The sequence below is a fragment of the Providencia sp. PROV150 genome (assembly GCF_028481025.1).
GTDB classification, from domain to species: Bacteria; Pseudomonadota; Gammaproteobacteria; order Enterobacterales; family Enterobacteriaceae; genus Providencia; species Providencia hangzhouensis.
The window spans coordinates 40819-64665 of sequence record NZ_JAMPPJ010000029.1 but is presented as its reverse complement, the minus strand read 5'-3'; the positions used below and the strand labels follow the sequence as shown (position 1 = coordinate 64665).

Annotated in this window: 20 protein-coding genes and 1 other annotated feature; of the genes, 12 read left to right on the top strand and 8 right to left on the bottom strand. The window is 42.1% G+C overall.

The annotated features are described in order from the left end of the window. Positions 1–52 precede the first annotated feature (52 nt). The 3 genes from PSE83_RS17965 to PSE83_RS17955 all read right to left on the bottom strand — a co-directional run bounded on the left by PSE83_RS17965 (position 53) and on the right by PSE83_RS17955 (position 4470). Positions 53–2830 (bottom strand): secretin and TonB N-terminal domain-containing protein, encoded by a 2778-nt coding sequence (locus PSE83_RS17965; protein WP_272661010.1) that lies wholly within the window; start codon positions 2828–2830, stop codon positions 53–55. Between the two features lie 117 nt (positions 2831–2947). Beyond that, positions 2948–3934, bottom strand: coding sequence for a FecR family protein (locus tag PSE83_RS17960; protein ID WP_109911844.1), 987 nt, complete (start codon positions 3932–3934; stop codon positions 2948–2950). After that, positions 3934–4470, bottom strand: a complete 537-nt coding sequence (locus PSE83_RS17955) for an RNA polymerase sigma factor (RefSeq protein ID WP_042851667.1) — start codon at positions 4468–4470, stop codon at positions 3934–3936. Before PSE83_RS17955 ends, PSE83_RS17960 begins: the two co-directional genes overlap by 1 nt. Positions 4471–4649: 179 nt before the next feature. On the opposite strand from PSE83_RS17955, the gene PSE83_RS17950 reads away from it, so the two are divergent. Further along, on the top strand, positions 4650–5432 hold the full coding sequence (locus tag PSE83_RS17950) for an energy transducer TonB (protein ID WP_211889486.1): 783 nt from the start codon (positions 4650–4652) through the stop codon (positions 5430–5432). Positions 5433–5458: 26 nt separating this feature from the next. Here PSE83_RS17950 and PSE83_RS17945 read toward each other — a convergent pair whose 3' ends face one another. Next, positions 5459–6232: an AhpA/YtjB family protein gene (locus PSE83_RS17945; RefSeq protein WP_110592437.1), complete on the bottom strand. Its 774-nt coding sequence runs from the start codon at positions 6230–6232 to the stop codon at positions 5459–5461. A gap of 315 nt (positions 6233–6547) precedes the next feature. Between PSE83_RS17945 and serB the strand changes: the two genes are divergently transcribed. From serB to nadR, 3 genes are all read left to right on the top strand, one after another. Continuing rightward, positions 6548–7525: a phosphoserine phosphatase gene (serB, locus tag PSE83_RS17940; protein WP_004905708.1), complete on the top strand. Its 978-nt coding sequence runs from the start codon at positions 6548–6550 to the stop codon at positions 7523–7525. Between the two features lie 215 nt (positions 7526–7740). After that, a complete protein-coding gene (gene radA, locus PSE83_RS17935; RefSeq protein WP_004905704.1) occupies positions 7741–9126 on the top strand; it encodes a DNA repair protein RadA in 1386 nt (461 codons plus the stop codon). A gap of 29 nt (positions 9127–9155) precedes the next feature. Beyond that, positions 9156–10391 carry a multifunctional transcriptional regulator/nicotinamide-nucleotide adenylyltransferase/ribosylnicotinamide kinase NadR gene (gene nadR, locus PSE83_RS17930; protein ID WP_004905702.1) on the top strand — a complete coding sequence of 412 codons (1236 nt, stop codon included), beginning with the start codon at positions 9156–9158 and terminating at the stop codon, positions 10389–10391. Between the two features lie 232 nt (positions 10392–10623). Here the strand turns inward: nadR and ettA are convergent, their stop codons facing one another. After that, positions 10624–12291, bottom strand: coding sequence for an energy-dependent translational throttle protein EttA (ettA, locus tag PSE83_RS17925; RefSeq protein WP_004914750.1), 1668 nt, complete (start codon positions 12289–12291; stop codon positions 10624–10626). A gap of 223 nt (positions 12292–12514) precedes the next feature. Between ettA and PSE83_RS17920 the strand changes: the two genes are divergently transcribed. From PSE83_RS17920 to trpR, 4 genes are all read left to right on the top strand, one after another. Continuing rightward, the gene (locus PSE83_RS17920) at positions 12515–12796 is read left to right on the top strand and encodes a type II toxin-antitoxin system RelE/ParE family toxin (protein WP_004905698.1); all 282 of its coding nucleotides are present in this window, start codon (positions 12515–12517) and stop codon (positions 12794–12796) included. A gap of 14 nt (positions 12797–12810) precedes the next feature. Beyond that, a complete protein-coding gene (locus tag PSE83_RS17915) occupies positions 12811–13116 on the top strand; it encodes a HigA family addiction module antitoxin (RefSeq protein ID WP_004905696.1) in 306 nt (101 codons plus the stop codon). 298 nt (positions 13117–13414) lie between these two features. Beyond that, positions 13415–15328: a murein transglycosylase gene (gene sltY / locus PSE83_RS17910; RefSeq protein WP_036958563.1), complete on the top strand. Its 1914-nt coding sequence runs from the start codon at positions 13415–13417 to the stop codon at positions 15326–15328. Positions 15329–15703: 375 nt separating this feature from the next. Next, a complete protein-coding gene (trpR, locus tag PSE83_RS17905; protein ID WP_004905694.1) occupies positions 15704–16021 on the top strand; it encodes a trp operon repressor in 318 nt (105 codons plus the stop codon). Between the two features lie 488 nt (positions 16022–16509). Here trpR and yjjX read toward each other — a convergent pair whose 3' ends face one another. Beyond that, positions 16510–17046, bottom strand: coding sequence for an inosine/xanthosine triphosphatase (gene yjjX / locus PSE83_RS17900; RefSeq protein WP_004914743.1), 537 nt, complete (start codon positions 17044–17046; stop codon positions 16510–16512). Positions 17047–17098: 52 nt separating this feature from the next. On the opposite strand from yjjX, the gene gpmB reads away from it, so the two are divergent. After that, positions 17099–17746, top strand: coding sequence for a 2,3-diphosphoglycerate-dependent phosphoglycerate mutase GpmB (gene gpmB, locus PSE83_RS17895; RefSeq protein WP_094961917.1), 648 nt, complete (start codon positions 17099–17101; stop codon positions 17744–17746). 42 nt (positions 17747–17788) lie between these two features. Here the strand turns inward: gpmB and robA are convergent, their stop codons facing one another. Continuing rightward, positions 17789–18703 carry an MDR efflux pump AcrAB transcriptional activator RobA gene (gene robA, locus PSE83_RS17890; RefSeq protein ID WP_004905689.1) on the bottom strand — a complete coding sequence of 305 codons (915 nt, stop codon included), beginning with the start codon at positions 18701–18703 and terminating at the stop codon, positions 17789–17791. 185 nt (positions 18704–18888) lie between these two features. Here robA and creA point away from each other — a divergent pair, with 185 nt between their 5' ends. Continuing rightward, a complete protein-coding gene (gene creA, locus PSE83_RS17885; RefSeq protein WP_004905686.1) occupies positions 18889–19365 on the top strand; it encodes a protein CreA in 477 nt (158 codons plus the stop codon). Positions 19366–19427: 62 nt separating this feature from the next. Here creA and arcA read toward each other — a convergent pair whose 3' ends face one another. Next, the gene (gene arcA, locus PSE83_RS17880) at positions 19428–20144 is read right to left on the bottom strand and encodes a two-component system response regulator ArcA (RefSeq protein WP_004905684.1); all 717 of its coding nucleotides are present in this window, start codon (positions 20142–20144) and stop codon (positions 19428–19430) included. Positions 20145–21233: 1089 nt separating this feature from the next. Here arcA and thrL point away from each other — a divergent pair. Together thrL and thrA are read left to right on the top strand one after the other, a co-directional pair. Further along, a complete protein-coding gene (gene thrL, locus PSE83_RS20435; RefSeq protein WP_071548816.1) occupies positions 21234–21302 on the top strand; it encodes a thr operon leader peptide in 69 nt (22 codons plus the stop codon). After that, positions 21241–21362, top strand: a sequence feature (Thr leader region). It overlaps the preceding gene by 62 nt. A 24-nt stretch (positions 21363–21386) precedes the next feature. Beyond that, positions 21387–23846, top strand: coding sequence for a bifunctional aspartate kinase/homoserine dehydrogenase I (gene thrA / locus PSE83_RS17875; RefSeq protein ID WP_096864560.1), 2460 nt, complete (start codon positions 21387–21389; stop codon positions 23844–23846). The last annotated feature ends 1 nt before the right edge of the window (position 23847 follow it).

The window sequence follows — 23847 nt, the reverse complement described above, 5'->3', positions numbered from 1 at the left end:
TCATTTGTTGTTTTAATTGTTTAACGAGTTTTATTGCTCACATTGCTGGGAATTACAGGTCGTAATTGACTTGTAACCAGAACTGACGGCCCGGATCGTAAGATTTCAATACGCGATCTTCAAATACGAAGCGGTCAGCAACATTTTTATTGTTAAGAATATTGTTCACTTCGACGGAGAAGCCAAAACCGTGAGCAAATTCAGGCTTCCAGCCAAGACGGGTATCCCACGTATATTTACTGGAGAAATGTTGCTTGGTGTACTTACGAACTTGTCCATACTCAGGGTCGACTGCGTAGGCATTGTCGTAGCGAACCGCTTGGTCTCGGGCTCCCCACCATTGCAGGCGGTTATACCAAGTTAGATCATAATCGTCCCAAACACTGGTCAGTTCTAAGTTAAATTTGAACGGGGAGTTAAAGCTAGTTGAAGGCAACTTTGATGCGTCAATAATTTTGCCGTCATACCAAACTTTGTTGAGGTTAACTTTATTGGCTGGATCGAATGAGTTATAGCCAGAATCTTTTGGCGTATTACTTTCACTTTGCTGCCATGTGAGTGATGCTGTCATTACATGGGAAGCTTCTGCCCACTCCCAAGGTTGGCTGTTATTAACGGATAGGGTTACGGTGTCGTGTGAGCTACGGCCGCCATTGTCATACATACGAATACTGCGTTTATCGGCATCACGAGTATCATATTTGGTACGAGTTCGAACTTCATCGTAACCTTCACGGTGTACGTATTGTAGACGCCATGTGGTTGAAAGGATTTCTTGTTGCAGAGCAACAGTAAGCTCATCATTATATGGCGTTTTTAGTGAATCGATCCCTTCGTAATCTTTTTGATTATCCCAATTGTTATTCTCTAATATTAGGGAGCAAGGATCCCATTCACTACCATTACAATTTTGCATTCCGCCATTTTGCGCACCGTACAGTGCATAAGTCAGCATGGAGCGGCCATAGTAGCGGTTCGCACCTGCTATAATTTGCGTTTTACCATTACCGAATACATCATAGTTACCGGATAAACGTGGTGCGATATTAGTGCGGTTTACAAAATCATCACGATCAAGACGAATACCTGGTCGTAGCGTTAAATTGCCATACTGGATGTTATCATCCAAGAAAATTGCATAGTTAGTGTAGTCTGCGGAATATGACCCTTTTTTAAATCGGTTAATATTTGTCAGACTACCATTATAATCATCTTTGATTAGATTACCTGAATAGGTGTAGCGGAGATAATCATGATCACGGACATACGTCCCTTTGGTATAGTTTATTTCGGCCCCTAACGTTGGTTGATGAGTTATCCCTAAGCTATCTTCGAGAGAATTAAATCTCATCACTGTTTTTAGACCATGACTTTTCTGTTTCGATTCTAAATCACCAAGGCCACCACTATTACGTTCTGTCATGCCGAGGTAATTCCAATCCTCATCAAACTCAATCGCTCTAACGGTTAGTGAGTATTTTTGGTCGTTGCTACGGTTATCTTTTAAGTCTTGAGTATTAGCAGTGATTTCAAATTGGCCTAAATCCAGCTGATGTTTAAATACAGCGGTAAAACCTAATCCATCATGGGTTGAATCATAACCCGAGTTGCTGACGGACGAAGAAAATAAGCGGCTATCGTAAGAGGCGTAGTTAGCAGATAAATCTAATGAACTTTTATCCGATAAATCCAGTGAATATTTTAAAAAGTAATTATCTGAGGTACGGCGCTGATTTTTTTTACCTGAATCAGAAAAAATAGGTTCGATTTGGTTGTTTTCCAGTACAAATGCTTCGCCACCCGTCACTGTCATCGGGATAGTCGAGCTACGACGTGAGGCCGAGAATACGAGCCCTGAATTTTCACTCACCCCTAATTCAAACCAGCCACCAAAGTCATTTTTATCGTAGCGGTTTTGAAAGCGAGCAGGGTTGGCGGTATCATTTTTTGTGGTATCAATACCTTGTGTGGAGTCATGGAACAAGTTGTTCCAACCGGAGCGAGTTAAGCGGTAATAGGCATGGGCGCTATTTTCCCCTTGCCAGCGACGGCTATTGACTTCAACGGTTCCCCCTGTAAACCCACCAAATTCGACAGGAATGTTATTGTCATACACTGTCATGCTGTCGATCAGACGGCTATCGATGTAGATCCCTTGGTCGCTACTGCTCAGACGGGTCGCTGTTTCACCGAGACCACTGTCTGCGGGGTCAAAATCATTATTAAAACTAACACCATCAAGGCGATAAGCATTTTGATAGCTGCTTGAGCCGTGGATTGAGATGCGGGAAGGCTTAATTTCCCCTTGGTTCATCGAGTTACTGTCATTGTTAGCAAATTGGACAGCAGGGTTAGTTTTCATTAAATCGGTGATATTGCCATCACCGGTATTTTTCTGGCTAATCTCTTCAGACGTCACATATTGCGGTGCTGACATAACATCTGTTGCGGGGTGATTCTGAACAACGCCAGAGACTTGAGTTTCCGGTAATACCAATGTGCCTTGGCTTAAATTTTGCTGACGAATAACGAAAACACCATTTTCATTGACTAACTCTAAGCCGCTACCGATGAGTATTTTTTGTAATGCGGTTTGTGCGGAGTAGTTACCAGACAAGGCAGGTGCGCGTAAGCCATTTAACTGACCTTTATCATAAATCAATTGAATTTGACCTTGGCGGCTAATTTCAGCCACTGAGGCAGCCAGTGATTGTTCTGGTAATGAAAAATTCATTTCTTGCGCGAAGGCAGTTTGACAAACAATGGCGCTACTCACTGCAATAGCAAGGGCGAGCGGCCTTAATCGGCTTTGAGTAAACTGAATAGACATGGTTATCCCTTATTCTTAAGCTGCACAAAAAGCGTGCGAAAATAGGTCAGCAAAATGATGACTAGTTAAGAAGAGGGTGAAATGAGAATTATCCTCACCTGCAAATGAAAATATTTTTTATTTATTTTTTTTATTTTGAATAATCAATACGTTATTTTTATCTCGATAGACGACTTGTACCGGAAGTAATGAAGGAAGGGCTTGAAAAAACTGTTCTGGCTGATGGGTATTGATGCGACCTGAGATTTTACTCTTCGCTAATTGAGCGGGAGAAAGCTCAATATTTATCGATGAATAGTTTTTAAGTTCGTCGAGGACTTCTGAAAGTGGTTTATCAACAAAAACAAATTCACCAAAACGCCAACGAGCCACATCTAGCGGGTTGATGTGTTGGCGAGCGATTGGGCTGTTCGGCGATTGACTGACTGCACTGTCACCAGCAAGTAGGAAAACGGGTTGTTTGCTTGCGGCATCTTCAAAGCTGACAATGCCTTGGCTGACATTCACAGCAACTTGCTGAGCCACTTTGTTAACTTCAAATTCGGTTCCTACCACTTGAATACGCCGGTTATCAGCTTGAACAATAAAAGGCCGATAAGGGTTGGATTTGACTTTAAAGTAAACATTTCCCTGTTCTAGGTACAGATTACGCACTGGAGTTTCATAGGCGACATGAATACGGGTATTGCGGTTAAGAAACAGCTGAGAACCATCGGGTAATGTGACTTCTTTAGGCGTATCCGTTGCTACTAAGGTCATATTATTGAGTAACATCGCAGGCAAGTGGCTGTAAGGCAAAAACAAAATAGCTGCAATAAAAAATGCCGCTAAAGTGTTGCCCAAAGGGCGCCATAAGCGAAAAAAAGGGCGTTTTTCCTTCGGAAGTATTGTGCTAGCAGGGCGCGGCATATCATCAAAATCGCGCCATAGCTCAGCAATGGCATCATACGCTTTTGCATGTTCAGGTGATGCTGCAACCCATTGTTTGAATTGCTCAGTTTCAAGAGCACTAATGCGTTGGCTATGCATGCGGGTAAACCACAGCGCGGCTTCTTCATCAATGCGGCTTTCATCATCTGATGTTTGCAAAGAGTCGTGTGTCATTACGAATTATTGCCCTGATTATCAAGGTGTTTTTTACAGTGAACAAGTGCTGCTGCAATATGTTTTTCCACCATACTGATTGAAATTTCCATTCGCTCAGCAATCTCGCTTTGAGATAAGCCATCAAAACGATACAGCAAAAATGCTTCTCGTCGACGGGGGGGTAACGTTTCAAGTGCTTCGCTCAGCCGTTGGATCCGTTGCTGATGTTCCAAGATTTCACTGGGATCAGCTTGGCTCTGTTCAAAATGTGGCTCATGAGTAATGTCATCAATGGATGTCTCTGATTTAGTTTGGCGTTGGTTACGTCGCCAATGGTCAATCAAAACATGATTCGCAATTTTAAACAGATAAGCGCGGCTCTCTTTTACAGGCGTTTGTTCTTTACGGTTTAGCCATAGTGTAAACACATCCTGTGATAAATCATCAGCATCGTTGCTGTTATCTAGCCGACTGCGGAAAAAGCGCACAAGTTGGCTATATGTTGACTGATACGCACCGCTAATTTTACGGGCAAGAGATTTATCAATAGTCATTTTACTGGTGTTAATGTCATAAAAGAGCACAGTTGTGCTGATTAATAATCTGCTCAGATTACTTTATTATTTAAATCAATAATTTATTTTAATAATTGTGTTTTTACTAATAATAATGAATATCATTTTTGTTTGTATTATGCCTATAATCTGCAAAAAATAAAGTCGTGAGGCAGAATATGAGCAGTATGACGGGTCAGTTAGAGCGCCCGATTTTCCGTCCACTAGGCGGTTTGGTTTTAAGTTGTCTTTTCCATGGAACACTGGCAATCATTTTTATTGGATGGTTTACCTCTTCAATTCCTAAGACCGGGGTATTACCACCAGCAATCTCGTTGCAGCTGGGTGTTTATCAGCTTGAACAGCAGGCTGAGCCTGAAATCAATCATGCCCCTAAACAACAAATGACGACACGTGAGGAATCATTACCTGAAGTCATTGAAAAGGTGGATAAATTACCTGAAACTGCGATTGTAGATAATGGCACATTGACGAAAGTCAGTGAGAAAAAACGACCACCGAAAAAGAAAATTCCACAAGAGAAAAAAGTCATCGACGAAGCCCCTGTAACTACGCAGGAATCGATGGTGACTTCCGCTCCTGCATCAGGGAGTGAATCCAGTAGCAGTGCGAATTTCTCCAGTAATGCGTCTGCGGCAGTGAGTGGGCACCAAGGCTGGCAAAGTGAGGTTCATCAGCGGATAGCCAAGACCAAACGCTATCCACGTGCAGCGTTGCGTTACCGCTCAACTGGGGTCTCTCATATAAAAGTGGTTTTGGATAGTCGGGGTGAAGTGATTGCCGCCAGCTTATTGAATTCATCCGGTACGAAAATATTGGATAAAGAAGCGTTGGCGACAATTTCACGTGCTGCGCCTTTTCCTACCCCGCCAGAGACATTGCTAGTCGATGGCCGGGTCGAGTTTATTGCGCCAATCGTATTCGATACAACGTCTATTTAAATTCAACTCAATAGCCCTTTTTAGGGCTATTTATCAGGTGAATTTGGTCTGTTTTTTGGGGTCGGTCGCTTAGGGCGATAAGGACGAGGTTCTTTTTTTCGTTTTAAACGCGCTGGCTTAGCGGCTGGCGTTCCTTTGCTCTCTTGCTTGCCATCTTCATTACTGTCGTCATCTCCATTATCATCTTGATTTTCCTCTGTATTAACGACGAGCGGAGGGGCTTGCTTGTGGCCTTTCTTTTTCTTTAAACGCAGTAATGTATTTGCTAAAACGAAGCCAATACATAAGGCAAGTAGAATAAAAATTCGTAATACATTGGTGCTGTTATCCGCTTGTTGAATTTCAGCGGCAAGGAGCTCCGTATCAATGGTTAAACGCAAATAGCCTTTCGGCTCTTTTGTGCCTTGGATGGGAACGACAAGCTGGTATTGAAAGTTTTGTAGTGAGGAGTTGTCATCGATGGCCAGCCGTTCTTTCACCGTTGTCGGCTCACCGACTTGAGTGACCAGTGTGCCACTGGCAGTATAGATACTGGCATCTAAAATATACCTATCTTTCACCACGTTATTTAAATTGGCATTAATTCGCTCTAAATTAAAATCTTTACTGCCGGGAACAATATAATCAGATAAGCTGAAAGCAACTTGCTCAGCAAGAACATAAGTCAATTGTTTAAATTGCTCAATTCTGCCTTGGTTTTGGCTATTTCCTAAATAAGAAATACCATGCATAAGTAAAGTTACCAACGCAACGCAGATAACGATAATGACTGTTTTGTGGAGCCTAAAGGTAAGTTTCATTGCTTTATTGGTGCTCTCGACTTATTTTGAGTATAAAGATGCCGTTATACTTTAGCGAATATGGGGTTATCTTCAGTTTTAACAGTAAATACATAAGGTCACAAAGCCTTAAAATTTAGTATAGTGGCTTCGTTCGGCTGCTCGCAACTTATCATTATAAAAAAGTTACACTCTAAATAATTCGAGTTGTATGTAGGCGACAAACGAAGATAGTCCGATGAGCATACATAAGTATGTGATTCGGCTAGCTGAGCGTAGTCAACAACCAGACAACTTGAAGTATGACGAGTATATCGATTACAGGAGCTAATTTTCATGTCAACGAGCTTGACCTATTGTTATCTACCCGACGAAATCCAAAAATGGCCAGGGTTGCCATTGTCATTAAGTGGTGAAGAAGTGATGCCATTGGATTATCGTGCTGGGGACAGTGGGTGGTTATTATATGGCCGCGGCTTAGATAAAGCGCGTATCAGTAATTTCCAACAGCGATTAGGGATCGCTATCGTAATTGTCTCTTCGTGGCGTATTGATGACTACCAAGTGGTCAGAATCGCTGGGAGTATTACACCTCGAATTAAAAAACTCGCTGACGAATGTTTATTAGATGTCGTGCCATTAGGGCAAATTCCACGTTTGCGTTCACCGGGCCTATTACTGATGGATATGGACTCGACAGCGATTCAAATTGAATGTATCGATGAAATTGCTCGCTTAGCAGGGGTTGGAGAGCAGGTTGCTGAAGTGACCGAGCGAGCCATGCTAGGGGAACTCGATTTTACGGAAAGTTTACGAGCACGCGTTAGCTTACTTGAAGGTGCCGACGTCGCTATTCTTGACCAGGTGATGGAAACATTGCCTTTAATGCCGGGCTTAACGAACCTTGTGCGTAAGTTACAAGCGATGAATTGGCACATTGCGATAGCCTCCGGCGGTTTTACTTTCTTTGCGGATAATTTACGTCAACGGCTAAAATTGGTGGCTGCAGTTGCTAACCAGCTAGAAGTGAAAAACGGTAAGTTAACAGGCAAAGTCAAAGGCCCAATTGTAGATGCTAAATATAAAGCGCAAACCTTGATCAAACTGGCGGAAAAACTGGAAATTCCCATTGAGCAAACTGTTGCCATCGGTGACGGGGCAAATGACCTGAAAATGATCCGTAAAGCAGGGCTGGGTATTGCGTATCATGCGAAACCAAAGGTGTATGCAAGGGCGAAGGTTGCGATTCGTCATGCAGATCTGATGGGGGTGATGTGTGTGTTGAGTGGGGGCCTCAAACACGAAGAACGCTAATATTCGTCATGGATTGCGCTGTAGCTGTGTTGGCCGCGCTCGCTAACCCTAGTCACATACTGGTGTATGCTCCTAGGGCTTAGCTTTACTTGCCGCCTTGCTACAACACCATCCATTTTGAATATTAAGCCAAATTAGTATTCAAAATTTTAAGATCATTTTGAGTGCTGTGGTTCGTCGGTTGTAATACAGAATAATTTTAAGAGGAGTTTGCTGTGGCAAAAGGGGTTAAAAGGGCGTTTGTCTGTAATGATTGCGGGGCGGATTATCCGCGTTGGCAAGGGCAGTGTAGTGCTTGTCATGCATGGAATACTATTACAGAAGTGCGTCTGGCCTCTGCAAGCTCTTCATCGCGTAATGACCGCTTAACGGGGTATGCAGGGAATGCGGCTGGGGTAAGTAAAGTTCAGAAACTGTCTGAAATTAGCCTTGAGGAACTCCCCCGTTTTACTACAGGGTTTAAAGAGTTTGACCGCGTACTTGGCGGGGGAGTCGTACCGGGCAGTGCTATCCTAATTGGAGGTAACCCGGGAGCGGGTAAGAGTACCTTATTGCTGCAAACCATGTGTTTGTTGTCCCGTGAAATGAAAACCTTATATGTGACAGGGGAAGAGTCACTTCAACAAGTTGCGATGCGAGCGCACCGTTTAGGGCTACCGACTGACTCACTCAATATGCTGTCAGAAACCAGTATTGAGCAAATTTGTTTAACAGCGGAGCAAGAACAGCCCAAACTGATGGTGATTGACTCCATCCAAGTGATGCATATGGCAGATATTCAATCCTCTCCGGGCAGCGTGGCACAAGTCAGGGAAACCGCGGCTTATCTTACCCGTTTTGCGAAAACCCGTGGCGTTGCCATTATTATGGTTGGTCACGTCACTAAAGATGGCTCATTAGCTGGACCTAAAGTCCTCGAACACTGCATTGACTGTTCTATCATGCTAGATGGTGATGCGGATAATCGCTTTCGTACCTTACGTAGCCATAAAAACCGCTTTGGGGCAGTCAATGAGTTAGGCGTGTTTGCCATGACAGAACAAGGGCTTAAAGAAGTCAGTAATCCTTCTGCAATTTTTCTAAGTCGTGGTGATGAAATTACCTCGGGTAGCTCCGTGATGGTAGTATGGGAAGGGACAAGACCGCTGCTGGTGGAGATCCAAGCGCTAGTAGACCATTCGATGATGTCTAACCCACGGCGTGTTGCGGTCGGGCTTGAACAAAACCGTTTGGCCATTTTATTGGCAGTATTACACCGTCATGGTGGCTTGCAAATGTCAGACCAAGACGTTTTTGTCAACGTCGTGGGTGGGGTAAAAGTGACTGAAACCAGTGCGGATTTAGCACTGTTACTTTCTTTGGTTTCGAGTTTTCGCGACCGCCCATTACCTAGAGATCTGGTGGTCTTTGGTGAAGTGGGGCTTGCAGGGGAAATTCGCCCAGTTCCAAGTGGTCAGGAACGTATCTCTGAAGCAGCAAAACATGGTTTTAAGCGTGCTATTGTGCCCCATGCGAATATGCCAAAGAAATCACCGCCAGATATGAAAGTGTATGGCGTGAAAAAGTTAGCGGACGCATTAAGTATTTTGGATGAACTATAAGCTTTTAATCTAGGGTAAAAGGAAAATACATGGCTGAATTTGACTATCTTAAAAACGCAATCAAACGAGCGGGTTACACGCTCCAGCAAGTTGCGGATGCGACAGATATGACCAAAGGCTATCTCAGCCAGTTGATTAACGACAAAATTAAAAGCCCCAGCGCACAAAAAATCGCGGCATTGCATCGTTTTCTAGGCCTTGAGTACCCTATTCAGCAAAAAACGATTGGCGTGGTGTTTGGCAAATTTTATCCATTACATACTGGGCATATTTATTTGATTCAACGGGCATGTAGCCAAGTCGATGAGCTCCACGTCATTCTCTGCCATGATGAACCCCGTGATAAAGACTTGTTTGTTAACAGTTCTATGTCTCAACAACCCACAGTAAGCGACCGTTTACGCTGGTTATTACAAACTTTTAAATATCAAAAGAATATTCATATTCACTCATTTGATGAAAATGGCATAGAGCCATATCCACACGGTTGGGAAGTGTGGAGTGATGGAATGAAAGGCTTTTTGAAAAAGCATAATATTAATCCAAGTTTTATCTATTCAGGGGAAGTGAATGACGTGCCGCGGTATAAAAAATACTTAGGTATCGAAACCATCTTGATTGACCCTGAGCGCACGTTTATGAATATCAGTGGTAACCAAATTCGCCAAGCGCCATTTCGTTATTGGGAATATATTCCAACTGAAGTGAAACCCTTTTTTGTGCGTAAAGTCGCTATTCTTGGGGGCGAGTCAAGTGGTAAATCCACATTAGTCAATAAGTTAGCGAATATTTTCAATACATCCAGTGCATGGGAATATGGCCGTGACTATGTGTTTAGCCACTTAGGTGGTGATGAGATGGCATTGCAATATTCTGACTACGACAAAATCGCCTTGGGACACGCTCAATATATTGATTTTGCAGTGAAATATGCTAATAAAGTCGCATTTATTGATACCGACTTTGTCACGACTCAAGCCTTTTGTTTGCGCTATGAAGGTAAAGAACACCCATTTGTTCAGGCATTGATAGACGAATACCGATTCGATTTAGTCATAGTTTTAGAGAATAACACCCCTTGGGTCGCTGATGGTTTGAGAAGCTTGGGGAGTGATAAAGACCGGAAAGCTTTCCAAGGTTTGCTCATTGAAATGCTCAAGAAAAACAATATTGAATTTGTGCGTGTAGAATCCTCTGATTATGACGCACGCTTCTTAGAGTGTGTCACCCTTGTTCAGCAGTTACTGATGTTGGATGACTTATAAAGCCTCACAATAAAAAACGGCATCTAATGATGCCGCTGTTTCTATGATATTGCTCTGCAAGTCAGAACGATTTCTTATAAGATCTGAGATCAAGCTACAAATAATAATATTCAAAATAATTCGAATTGCAGGTAGGCGGCGAATGAAACTAAGCCCTAGGAGCATACACCAGTATGTGACTAGGGTTAGTAAATGAAGCCAACACCCCTGCAATCCGAAGAATGAAGAATATTTATTTGGTCATACGCTTATACTTCATCCGATGTGGCTGCAACGCTTCCGCGCCTAACGTCCGTTTTTTGTAATCTTCATATTCAGAGAAGTTACCTTCGAAGAACGTAATATTACCTTCGTCTTGGTAATCAATAATATGGGTTGCAATACGGTCAAGGAACCAACGGTCATGGGAAATAACCATGGCACAGCCTGGGAACTCTAACAGGGCGTTTTCCAGCGCACGTAAAGTTTCAACGTCGAGGTCGTTGGTTGGTTCATCGAGTAACAGGACGTTACCGCCCACTTGCAGTAGTTTGGCTAAGTGTAAACGGCCACGTTCACCACCAGATAACTCACCCACACGTTTACCTTGGTCAACGCCTTTAAAGTTAAAGCGACCCACATAAGCGCGGCTTGGAATTTCAAAGTTACCAATACGCATGATGTCTTGGCCGTTAGAAATTTCTTCCCAGACAGTTTTGCTGTCGTCCATCGCATCTCGGAACTGGTCAACAGAGGCAATTTTCACGGTATCACCTAACGTGATTGAGCCGGAGTCCGGTTGCTCTTGGCCTGAAATCATACGGAACAGCGTTGATTTACCTGCACCGTTAGGGCCGATAATTCCCACAATTGCCCCTTTCGGGATTGAGAAATTCAGGTTATCAATCAGAACGCGATCACCATAAGATTTACTTAGGTTTTCAACCTCGATAACTTTATCCCCTAAACGCGGCCCAGGTGGAATAAATAGCTCGCTGGTTTCATTACGTTTTTGATATTCAACGCTATTGAGCTCTTCAAAGCGAGCCAAACGCGCCTTACCTTTAGCCTGACGGCCTTTTGGATTTTGGCGGATCCACTCAAGCTCTTTCTCGATAGATTTACGACGAGCGGCTTCTGTGGAGGCTTCTTGCGCCAAACGTTCATCTTTTTGCTCAAGCCAAGAAGAGTAGTTACCTTCCCAAGGAATACCTTCACCACGGTCAAGTTCAAGGATCCAACCCGCGACGTTATCTAAGAAGTAACGGTCATGCGTGATAGCCACAACAGTACCTTCGTAGTCGTGTAAGAAACGCTCTAACCAGGCAACAGACTCGGCATCCAAGTGGTTGGTTGGCTCATCGAGCAGCAACATATCGGGTTTTTCGAGTAGTAAGCGGCAAATGGCGACACGACGACGTTCACCCCCAGAAAGGTTTTCAATTTTAGCATCCCAAGCTGGCAGGCGCAGTGCATCCGCCGCTCGCTCTAATTGGTTGTCTAAATTATGACCATCTTGTGCGGAAATAATGGCTTCTAACTCGCCTTGCTCTTTCGCGAGTTTATCGAAATCTGCCCCTTCTTCCGCGTAAGCTGCATAAACTTCGTCTAAGCGTGTTAATGCATTTTTCACTTCGCTAACCGCTTCTTCAACAGCTTCGCGTACGGTGTGCTCAAGGTTTAGCTTCGGTTCTTGCGGAAGATAGCCGATTTTCAGACCCGGTTGTGGACGTGCTTCACCTTCGATATCGGTATCAATACCCGCCATAATACGCAGTAACGTTGATTTACCGGCACCGTTAAGACCTAAAACACCGATCTTAGCCCCCGGAAAGAAGCTCAGAGAGATATTTTTTAAAATATGACGTTTCGGTGGAACAATTTTTCCAACCCGATACATACTGTAGACGTATTGAGCCAATTTATTTACCTTTTGATTTGTAAAGGGAATTTTAGTTTTTTAGTCTATTTTTGCTTTAACAAGCTTAGGCTGAAAAGCATTTAATAAACAGCTATATAATTTTCTAGAACTATACCTGAACATCAGAAGATCATCCATCCCTCTCAGTGATACAAGCTTGATGACTTTCTATTATCAATTTGTGGGTGTATAGTGTGTCTATATGCTATACAAGGAGTTGGCCATGATAAAAAGTTTTAAACATAAAGGAATTGAACACTTTTTTAAAATGGGCATTACGTCTGGTATTCAATCGAAGCACATAACAAAGTTACGGGTACAACTGACTGCGCTCAATGTTGCTAAAAAACCACAAGATATGTCTGCACCAAGTTGGAATCTCCATCAATTAAAACGGGGAGATTTGCAGCATCATTGGGCAATATCAGTGAATGGAAACTGGCGACTCACATTTAAATTTGAGGGTGAAGATGCCATTCTCGTTGATTATCAAGATTATCATTAAGTAAGGTGAACATAATGAGCAAAATGCATAATCCAGTACATCCGGGTATCGTTTTACGTGAATATTTAGAGGGTATTTCAGTCACTGAAGCTGCAAAAGCATTGGAGGTAACACGTACAACTCTCTCGCGTATTCTCAACGGTAATAGCGGTATTTCGGCAGATATGGCGATACGATTAGAAATGGCACTCGGAACCAGTGCTGAAATGTGGGTTGAGATGCAAGCCCAGTATGAACTTTGGCAAGCTTCTTTGGAAAAACGCCCCGCCATTAAACCTTTGTTTCCGCGGAGGGAAGGTTTTAAGTCATTCATGGACTGAATGGTACGTAAAAGACTGTAAAGTCGAAAAATTCAAGAACTCTCTGCTGTTACTAAATAAAAACTTTCGGTAGCATTAACATTATTGATATATGTTTAATATACCCATAATCCTTCAAGTCGCAGCGCTTTTCGTTGAGGTATAAGTGACTACGCTCAGCTAGCCGAGTCGCATAGTTTATCTATGCTCCCTGTCTATCTTCGCTTGTCGCTTGCCTGCAACTCGAATTATTTGGGGTATATATAGGTTAAGGTCTTTCCTGTATTTTGACTTTAGTTTAGCGATGGAGCGAGTGAATATGAAAGGTTGGTTAGCGGCAGTACCTGTGACAATGTTGCTGGTTTCCAGCGCAGTATGGGCGGATTCCTTACAGGCACAACGGGAGCGTTATCAGGCAATTAAGGTTGCATGGGATGCCAATAAAATGGATGAAGTCGAGCGCTTGCTGCCGACCTTGCATGATTATCCACTTTACCCTTATCTCGCTTATCGTGAGTTAACTCAAGACTTAGATATCATCTCGCCGCGCCAAGTTCAGGAGTTTATTAATACCTACCCAACCTTGCCTGTCGCTAAAAATCTCAAAACACGCTTTGTCAACGAACTAGCTCGCCGCCAAGAGTGGAAATCGTTGCTTGAATTTAGCCCTGAGGCGCCAAAACCTGCCGAAGCCCAATGTAATTTTTATTTTGCTAATTGGGCTGTGGGAAATAAACAAGTTGCTTGGCAAGGGGCAGAAAAAGCTTGGTTAAATGGCCGTTCAATGCCGAGTGCTTGTGATAAATTATTTAACGAATGGGAAAAAGCGGGTTATTTAACCCCTGAGATGACCCTTGAACGTATTAATTTAGCCATAAAAGAGGGCAATACATCGATTGCTAGTTATTTAGCAAAACGCTTACCAACCAGTTATAAAACGATTGGTGATGCGCTAGTGAAATTACAAAATGACCCTGCTTCAGTCGTGACATTCGCTAAAACGATGACGCCAACGGATTTTACTCGCCAAGCCACCATCGCGGCCTTTAGCCGTTATGCGCGTCAATCTCCTGATGCGGCTCGTACAGTACTTAATAGCATAAGTTCTGCACAAAAAATGAATATGGCAGAAAAGCAGTTACTTAAAGACAGTATTGCTTGGCAATATATGGGTGATGTGACCCCTGAACAGGCCCAATGGCGTGATGAGACCATTCAAGAAAGCAATTCATCGTCATTGAAAGAGCGTCGTGTTCGTTTAGCGTTGGGAGCTGGTGATAAAACCGGTGTCGCGTCATGGTTAAAACGCTTGCCAGCGGAAGTTAAAAATAAAGAAGAGTGGCAATATTGGCAGGCTATCACGCTAATTGAAGCAGGAAAAAAAGCGGAAGGAGAGGCATTACTTCGCCAATTAACGGAAAAGCGTGGCTTCTACCCAATGGTCGCAGCACAAGTCTTAGAAATTGATTACCCTGTATATGTTAAATCGGCCGTTAAGCCAGACTCAAGCATTAATAAACTCCCAGAAGTTCAGCGGGTTAGAGAGTTAATGTATTGGGAACTAGACAACCTCGCTCGTTCTGAATGGGTGAGTTTAGTGGCATCGCTGCCAGCAAACCAGCAAGAGCAATTGGCTCGTTATGCGTTTGATAATAAATGGGCTGACCTCAGTGTTCAAGCGACTATCACAGCTAAACTTTGGGATCACCTAGAAGAACGTTTCCCATTAGCATGGGATAAAGAATTCAATTTATATACCAAGTCGAAAGATATTCAAAAAAGCTATGCAATGGCCATTGCTCGCCAAGAAAGTGCATGGAACCCACAAGCTCGCTCGCCCGTTGGTGCGACAGGTTTGATGCAGTTGATGCCAGCGACAGCAAAACATACCGCACAAAAGCAAGGTATTAATTATGTGAATGCGAGCCAGTTGACCAATCCTACGACCAATATTGAACTAGGGACGGCGTATCTGGAAGATGTTTATCAGCAATTTGGTAATAACCGTATTTTAGCCAGTGCGGCTTATAATGCAGGCCCATCCCGTGTGACTCGTTGGTTAGGTAACAGTGGTGGGCGTATTGATGCAGTCGCATTTGTTGAAAGCATCCCGTTCTCAGAAACCCGCGGTTATGTGAAAAATGTTCTATCGTATGATTTATTTTATCGACATTTTATGGGGCAGAAGAATAGTAAGGTGTTGCTTTCGAATGAATGGAATATGAAATACTAAAAATACTCTTCATATTTCGAATTGTAGGGGTGTTGGCTACGTTTGCTAACCCTAGTCACATACTTGTGTATGCTCCTAGGGCTTAGCATCACTTGCCGCCTACCTACAATCCGAACTATTTTGAGTATTCATATTTTTATATTTCGATTTATAGGGGCTTCGTATGTTAGCTTTAGTTGCATACAGGTGTATGCTCCCCGAGCTATCCTCGCTGGTCGCCTAGTCACAACTCAAACTATTTAGCGTATTAACGCAGTAACTAAATGAAATTTGGTTATTTTTTGTATTGTTGAAGCTTGAAAAGCGTTTGGTTGATGATTTCTAATAAGAGTGTGTTATTATTTGTACTAGTTAAATAGTATGGGTGGATAAACGATGACAGCAAATCAACAACATGACCCGGCGCTGACTGCCGATGAGAACGCTGACTGGCTGCGCTTTGTGAATTTATTACAATTGGCATTTGAACAAGATATTCATCTGCCAGTTCTTCAGTTATTACTCACGCCAGATGAGCGTACAGCGTTAGCGACTCGCGTTAAAATTGTGCAAGAGCTGATGCGCGGTGAAATGAGCCAAAGAGAGCTGAAAAATGAGCTAGGAGTGGGAATAGCAACTATTACTCGGGGTTCGAATAGCTTAAAGTCAGCTCCTATTTCTGTGAAGGAGTGGTTAGAGCAGCAACTTCTCTAAAATATGCGTCATATTTCAAATTGTAGGGGTGTTGGCTTCACTCATTTGCCCTAGTCACATACTTGTGTATGCTCCTAGGGTCTTATTCGCTTGCCGCCTACCTACAATCCGAACTATTTAGCATATAAATATGCGTCATATTTTGCGCTGTGGCGTTGTTGGCTGCATTCGGTTACCCGAATCGCATACTTGTGTATGCTCATCGGGATAACCTCACTTGCCGCCTAGCCACAACCCAAACTATTTAGCGTATTGGTATTTATTGTATTTCAATTGTAGGGGTGTTGGCTTCTCTCATTTGCCCTAGTCACATACTTGTGTATGCTGCTGCTCTCTTGCCGCTTTTTTCCCACAATCCGAGCTATTTAGAATATAAAGGGTATTTATATTTTAGATAAATAGGCATAAAAAAAGTATGGTTTCCCATACTTTAGTGTGAAAAGAGTGGTATTTAATCGCACATGCAATTTTAATTATTTTAAGTATAATTAATCTTCTACTTGGTTTAGCTCTTTATAAATTTCATGCTTAATGGGAACTAAAGCCAATATCAAGGCTTGTTGGTAAACACTAGTGCGAGTTAATACCCCATCAGTGAAAAAACCAATGGCACCACCTTGTTGTTTGATATTATCGATGCCTGTTAAAAAGGCCATTTCATCACCGAGTTCGCGGCCTTCACGAATACCCGCCAGAATTTTTTCTGGGATCATAATACTGGCAGAGCGAGATTCGCCGCGTATTTGCTTATGCTCAATCACTATCCAAGCAAATGTCATATCGTCTTCGATACCTGCTTCAATACCAACCCAAAAATCCGCTTCGGGGCGAACTTGCCTAGAGGCCATAACGCGCTGTCTAGCCCCAGTACGGGTTTCATTATTACCGATAGGTTGCTGTGGAACACTGCTATCGACATTAATATCTTCAATTTGATAACTGCCAGCCCCAAAAACAGCATCGAAAGCAAGATGAATCGCTTTAATTTTGGCAGGATTAGTCGTTGCAGCTATAACTTGGTACATTAATTATTTTCCTTTGAACACATACTTCGAAAAGTAATAACGGAACACATCTATGTTACAGGTTTATCTTGTTCGCCATGGCGAAACTGAATGGAATTTAGCTCGTCGCATCCAGGGACAATCCAATAGCCCTCTGACCGCCACTGGACGACTGCAAGCAAGGCAGGTGGCTGAGAGGATAAAGTCAGAAGGTATCACCCATATTATCACTAGTGATATGGGACGCACACTGGAAACTGCACAAATAATTGCAAGTGTATGCGAGTGTGAAATTACCACAGAACCGCGTCTACGTGAACTAAATATGGGCGTTCTTGAACAAAGAGCAATAGAGTCGTTAACGCCAGAGGAAGAACAGTGGCGCAAAAGCTTAATTGATGGGACTCGTGGAGGACGAATTCCAGAGGGTGAATCAATGGAGGAGCTCTATACACGTATGTTTGCAGCACTAAATAGCTGTTTAGATTTGCCTGAAGGTAGCCGCCCACTGATTGTTAGCCATGGTATTGCGCTAAGTACGTTAATTAGCCGTATTATGGGGGTTCCTGCCTATTCAGAACGCCGTCTACGTTTACGTAACTGTTCGTTATCTCGTGTTGATTACCAAAATAGCCCATGGCTTGCGAATGGTTGGATAGTTGAAACAGCCGGTGAGGTTACACACTTATCGCAGCCAGCTCTCGATGAGCAACAAGGTTAACTATTTAGAAAAGGAGTTTCAACAAACTGAAACTCCTCTGCTTTAAGGGGTTATGGTCGAACCTGTTTTGATTGGTACATAATAATCAAAGGTATCGATGTGTGTCTTGGGGTCATCATTTTCTGGGGTGATATGACGTAAATCGATGTTTTTTAATCGATAATGTTCGATATCATAACCTGGTCGACGCGTTAAATTCAGCTTAGGCAAATATACGCCATAAATTTGGTACAAAAACTCTTGTAATGCATCTCGAGTTGGCGTCCCATTGAACGAAAATTTAACATAATGGCCACTTGGTAACGTTAAACTCGTGTACTGGTCAGTGTTAAAACTCGCATCCTCAGGTTTTACCGCAGTGGTATAGAATACCGTTTGTTCATCTTCTTTTTCTGGATTATGAATGGCATGGTGCAAGCCAAAAACTTCAGACGCAATAGTCGTCGTATTATCCAAATAGTAGTGCCAAAATGTTTGGCGCATTTGGGAACAAGCGGTCGACCACTCTTCTAGTGCATAAGAGCAACTTTGTTCCAAGCCAACCAGCTCTTGTGCTGGCATTTGTAGGAATTCATGTTCAATATTGGTGTGATTATCTAAAATAATCGGTGGGCAAATACCTGCAGCGCACCATTCTTCACTCCGACGATAAAACGCTGGAGTTAGGTTAAATTGCTTTTTAAAGGCTCGAGTAAAAGTTTGTTGCGAATCAAATCGATACTGCAGAGCAATATCAAGAATTGGTCGGCTTGTTAGCCGCAATGCAACCGCTGCACGAGAAAGCCTTCTAGCTCGAATATAAGCCCCAATCGCTTGGTCTGTCACCTCTTTGAACATTCTTTGTAAATGCCACTTAGAGTAGCCCGCTTTTGCGGCAACATTATCTAGCGAGAGTGGTTTATCCAGATTGTCATCTATCCAGCGAAGCAAGTCGCGAATAATATTAGTTTGATCCATGTATATCCCCAGCCAATGCGACTTATAGAACAGATATAATCTATCAATGAATTGCTATTCTATATCAAGTTATCTTTTTCGTTTATAGTAAATGAGTTGTATTTGATAATTAGTTAAGAAAGTGAATAATAAATCTTGTGCCACTACGAGGTTTTATCGATTTTTAGTTGAATAGGAAATTCAGTATGCGTCGTTCCAGATTAAAAAATATCGTACTTGCAGCATTATTATCAGCGTTGCCGAGCATCACATTTGCTGAAGAAATCGGTTCAGTCGATACTGTTTTTAAAATTTTCGGCCCTGATCATAAAATTGTTGTTGAAGCATTTGATGACCCTGATGTTGACAATGTGACTTGTTATTTAAGTCGTTCAAAAACAGGGGGGATCAAAGGGGGTTTAGGTTTAGCAGAAGACACCTCTGATGCCGCCATTTCATGTCAGCAAGTTGGGCCAATTGAGCTAAATGACCGTGTCAAACGCAAACCGACGAAAGGGCAAGTTGTCTTTCAAAAACGAACGTCTTTAGTCTTCAAAAAATTACAGGTTGTACGCTTTTACGATCCAAAACGTAATGCATTAATTTATTTGACTTATTCAGATAAGATGATCGACGGCTCACCAAAAAATGCGTTAAGTGCAGTACCGATTATGCCTTGGTGATTAATTAAGATGATAAAAAACCGGCTAAATAGCCGGTTTTTTGAATATCAATTCAAAATTGATTATTCGTCTAAATCACCGCAAAAGCGATAGCCTTCACCGTGGATGGTTGCAATGATTTCTGGCGTATCAGGTGTTGATTCAAAATGTTTACGAATACGACGGATCGTTACGTCAACAGTTCTATCATGTGGTTTCAATTCACGGCCTGTCATTTTCTTCAGCAGGTCTGCGCGAGTCTGAATTTTTCCTGGGTTTTCACAGAAATGTAGCATCGCACGGAATTCACTACGTGGTAATTTGTAGTGTTCACCAGCAGGGCTGACTAATGAACGGCTGTTGATGTCTAATTCCCAACCATTAAACTTATAGCTTTCCACTAAACGACGTTCTTCCGTACCACCCGCTAAATTCATAGTACGAGACAGTAGGTTGCGCGCACGAATAGTCAGTTCACGTGGGTTAAATGGTTTAGTGATATAGTCATCAGCACCAATTTCAAGGCCAAGGATTTTATCGACTTCGTTATCACGTCCTGTTAAGAACATTAACGCAATGCTTTCTTGTTCACGAAGTTCGCGAGCAAGTAGTAAACCGTTTTTACCTGGTAAATTAATATCCATGATGACTAAATTGATGTCATGCTCAGAGAGAACATTATTCATCTCTTCGCCATCAGTTGCCTCATGAACCACATAGCCTTCCGCTTCAAATATGCTTTTAAGCGTATTGCGTGTGACAATTTCATCTTCAACAATCAAAATGTGTGGGGTCTGCATAGTTGCTACCTAAAGTATTAAAATAAAAATACTGAACTCACAAGCCGTTTCCAGTTAGGTGGTTATTGATATTTTTCTCTGGAAAAACACGTTTATGAGTATAAATTTGTTTTGAAATTCAATAGTGCCATTATGTTGCCATCTTGGGCAAAAGACTTTAACAACAAGCCAAAATATAAGCACTTTCCCAATATTGTACTGTTAACAGCAATATAACAGCTAATACTGCATTTACCACCTAAAAAACTAACTTTTGTTGATACATATCAAAATCAATTGTAGCACGTTAACAAAAATTGTTAGGTAGATAATTATATAAATTAATGCAGTGTTTAGGAATCAGATAGCGTCTAAAAAAGGGGAATAGTTGATACCCAAGGGGGCTTCGGCTGGGTATTAATGAATATAGTCTTCAATGGGTTAAATATACCATCATAAATAATGTTTAATTTGTGACTTACCTCCAATTTTGAAATGTTATTTTGCTACAAAAAAAGGTGAAAAATTTATCTTGTTAGAGATAACGGGATGTAAATATTTAGTCTGTAATTTTTTGTTTCATTTAATTAGGAAAAATGCTTATTTTGTTTTGATGTGACTAATTTTTAACAACTCCATAACATTTGTTTGTAATTTAAACGAATGAAAAAATCATGAGGCTAAGTATCAATACGTACCTGTGTAATCTGTTGCTATTGGCGCTCATGTATTGATGAGCATGGGGGTAAATGATAAGAAATATAGCTGCTAAATGCATCAATTAAGCTGGTCGTTGTTGCTCATCTTCTCATCTTGATTCTCTTCACAGGAAATTACTGAAGGCTATCTCTATTGCCTATTTAATAGTCATTTTGGTTTTTCATTGAGTAAAAAATTATTAATCTTTAAATCTTTGTTATCTTGGTTTTTAACACTGCATTTGATGTAATGAGTGTCTTTTTGTGAATGAGTTTTTCGTGCTGGCAGATAATTTATCGAATAAAAAAAGGGAGATAAAAGGGATGTTTTGCAAATAAATTTGACAAAATATACCAATTGCTTTAACCGTATAGAGAGAAACTTAAAGAATCTAAGAGACAGACAGAATCTATGCGTAATATCAGCCTGACTATTATTATTACCACCACCACCGTAACCACAGGAAACGGGGCGGGCTGACGCATCCAAAAAATAAAAATGAAAAAGCCCGCATACTTAACCGATGCGGGCTTTTTTTTGGTGTTAATTCAGGAGAGAAATACCATGCGTGTGCTTAAATTTGGCGGTACTTCGGTTGCAAATGACGAACGAGTACTGAATGTTGCTGACATCGCTGAAAGTAAACTAGCAGATGGACAAGTGGCTTTGGTGCTATCTGCACCAGCAAAAATCACAAACCATCTGGTTGCTATGATTGAAAAAACGGTTGCAGGACAAGATGTCATCACGCATGTTAATGATGCTGAAATGATTTTTGCTAACCTTTTAAAAGGATTAAAAGAAAAACAACCTGGTTTTGAATATGATCGGTTAAAAAAACTGACAGAACAAGAATTCGCACAAATCAAACAAGTACTGCATGGTATTACTCTTCTCGGGCAATGTCCGGACAGCATTAACGCATCAATTATCTGCCGTGGTGAAAAGCTCTCTATCGCCATTATGGAATCAGTGCTAAAAGCACGCGGCCATAATGTGACGGTTATTAACCCAGTTGAGAGCTTACTCGCGAAAGGTCATTATCTTGAATCTACGGTTGATATAAATGAGTCAACTAAACGTATTGCCGATTTAAATATACCGAAAGATCATTTTGTTTTAATGGCAGGTTTCACAGCGGGTAATGAAAAAGGTGAATTAGTAGTATTAGGCCGTAATGGGTCTGATTATTCTGCTGCGGTTTTAGCGGCCTGCTTACGTGCTGATTGTTGTGAAATTTGGACTGATGTTGATGGGGTCTATACTTGTGACCCGCGTTTGGTGCCTGATGCGCGTTTGTTAAAAGGTATGTCATACCAAGAGGCCATGGAGTTATCCTACTTCGGAGCCAAAGTCCTTCACCCTCGTACCATCGCCCCAATTGCTCAATTCCAAATCCCTTGCCTGATAAAAAACACCACTAATTTAAGCGCTCCAGGTACTTTAATTGGTGATGGGCAAACCGATGAGAGCACGCCAGTGAAAGGGATCACCAACCTGAATAACATGGCGATGATCAACGTATCCGGCCCCGGAATGAAGGGGATGGTGGGGATGGCTGCTCGCATTTTCTCCGTCATGTCTCGCAAAGGGATCTCTGTCGTTCTGATCACACAGTCTTCATCGGAATACAGTATTAGTTTTTGTGTTCCGCAAAATGAGTTAGTGAGAGCTCGCGCTGCACTGGAAGAAGAATTTTACTTAGAGCTGAAAGATGGCGTACTTGATCCACTGGATGTGATGGAGCAGTTAGCGATTATTTCAGTTGTGGGGGATGGAATGCGCACTTTGAAGGGCATTTCGGCGCGTTTCTTCTCGGCTTTGACTCGCGGTAACATCAACATTGTCGCTATCGCACAGGGGTCTTCTGAACGTTCTATTTCTGCCGTTATTGCCAATGAGTCTGCCACAACAGCGGTACGCTTATGTCACCAAATGCTATTTAATGCAGAGCAAGTTATCGAAGCCTTTATCATCGGTGTGGGTGGTGTTGGTAATGCATTAATTGAACAAATTCACCGCCAGCAACAATGGTTAAAACAAAAGCATATTGATCTGCGTGTATGCGGTATTGCAAATTCACGCGCAATGTTAACGGATATGCAAGGGATTGATTTAGATAACTGGAAAGCGGAGCTGGCGGAAGCGAAAGAGCCATTTAGTTTAAGCCGTTTAATTCGCTTAGAACGTGAATACCATTTCTTGAACCCTGTCATTATTGATTGCACATCAAATCAGGAAATCGCAGAGCAGTATGTCAATTTCTTGAAAGACGGCTTTAATGTGGTTACACCGAATAAAAAAGCCAATACATTATCGATGGATTACTACCATCAATTACGTGCGGCAAGTGAAACCTCAAAACGTAAATTCCTCTATGACACTAACGTAGGTGCAGGGTTGCCAGTTATTGAAAACCTACAAAACTTACTGAATGCAGGGGATGAACTGGTTCACTTTAGCGGAATTTTATCAGGCTCTTTATCATTCATTTTTGGTAAATTAGACGAAGGTATGTCTTTATCAGAAGCCACAACACTTGCGAAAGAAAAAGGTTTCACAGAACCAGATCCTCGTGATGATTTATCAGGTATGGATGTTGCGCGTAAATTATTAATTTTAGCGCGTGAAGCGGGTTATCATTTAGAATTGCAAGATATTGAAATTGAACCTGTTTTACCTTCGGACTTTGATAGCAGTGGCCCTGTTTCTGAGTTTATGGCACGTTTGCCACAACTGGACGAGCAATTTGCACAGCGTATAAAAGCCGCAGAAGCGGAAGAAAAAGTGTTACGCTATGTTGGGCTGATTGAAGAAGGGCGCTGCCAAGTGAAAATCGTCGCTGTTGATGGCAATGACCCACTCTTCAAGGTTAAAAATGGTGAAAATGCACTGGCTTTCTATACACGCTATTACCAACCAATTCCTTTAGTATTAAGAGGTTATGGCGCAGGTAATGATGTTACTGCTGCTGGTGTATTTGCGGATATGCTGCGTACCCTTTCATGGAAATTGGGAGTTTAAT

Excerpts from the sequence above, each read along its gene's own strand:
- arcA (WP_004905684.1), bottom strand. The coding sequence starts at position 20,144 with ATGCAGACCCCACACATTTTGATTGTTGAAGATGAAATTGTCACACGC.
- PSE83_RS17920 (WP_004905698.1), top strand. The coding sequence starts at position 12,515 with ATGATAAAAAGTTTTAAACATAAAGGAATTGAACACTTTTTTAAAATG.
- PSE83_RS17945 (WP_110592437.1), bottom strand. The coding sequence starts at position 6,232 with ATGAAACTTACCTTTAGGCTCCACAAAACAGTCATTATCGTTATCTGC.
- nadR (WP_004905702.1), top strand. The coding sequence starts at position 9,156 with ATGGCTGAATTTGACTATCTTAAAAACGCAATCAAACGAGCGGGTTAC.
- gpmB (WP_094961917.1), top strand. The coding sequence starts at position 17,099 with ATGTTACAGGTTTATCTTGTTCGCCATGGCGAAACTGAATGGAATTTA.
- sltY (WP_036958563.1), top strand. The coding sequence starts at position 13,415 with ATGAAAGGTTGGTTAGCGGCAGTACCTGTGACAATGTTGCTGGTTTCC.
- PSE83_RS17965 (WP_272661010.1), bottom strand. The coding sequence starts at position 2,830 with ATGTCTATTCAGTTTACTCAAAGCCGATTAAGGCCGCTCGCCCTTGCT.
- thrA (WP_096864560.1), top strand. The coding sequence starts at position 21,387 with ATGCGTGTGCTTAAATTTGGCGGTACTTCGGTTGCAAATGACGAACGA.
- PSE83_RS17960 (WP_109911844.1), bottom strand. The coding sequence starts at position 3,934 with ATGACACACGACTCTTTGCAAACATCAGATGATGAAAGCCGCATTGAT.
- serB (WP_004905708.1), top strand. The coding sequence starts at position 6,548 with ATGTCAACGAGCTTGACCTATTGTTATCTACCCGACGAAATCCAAAAA.
- robA (WP_004905689.1), bottom strand. The coding sequence starts at position 18,703 with ATGGATCAAACTAATATTATTCGCGACTTGCTTCGCTGGATAGATGAC.
- PSE83_RS17950 (WP_211889486.1), top strand. The coding sequence starts at position 4,650 with ATGAGCAGTATGACGGGTCAGTTAGAGCGCCCGATTTTCCGTCCACTA.
- trpR (WP_004905694.1), top strand. The coding sequence starts at position 15,704 with ATGACAGCAAATCAACAACATGACCCGGCGCTGACTGCCGATGAGAAC.
- PSE83_RS17955 (WP_042851667.1), bottom strand. The coding sequence starts at position 4,470 with ATGACTATTGATAAATCTCTTGCCCGTAAAATTAGCGGTGCGTATCAG.
- yjjX (WP_004914743.1), bottom strand. The coding sequence starts at position 17,046 with ATGTACCAAGTTATAGCTGCAACGACTAATCCTGCCAAAATTAAAGCG.
- creA (WP_004905686.1), top strand. The coding sequence starts at position 18,889 with ATGCGTCGTTCCAGATTAAAAAATATCGTACTTGCAGCATTATTATCA.
- PSE83_RS17915 (WP_004905696.1), top strand. The coding sequence starts at position 12,811 with ATGAGCAAAATGCATAATCCAGTACATCCGGGTATCGTTTTACGTGAA.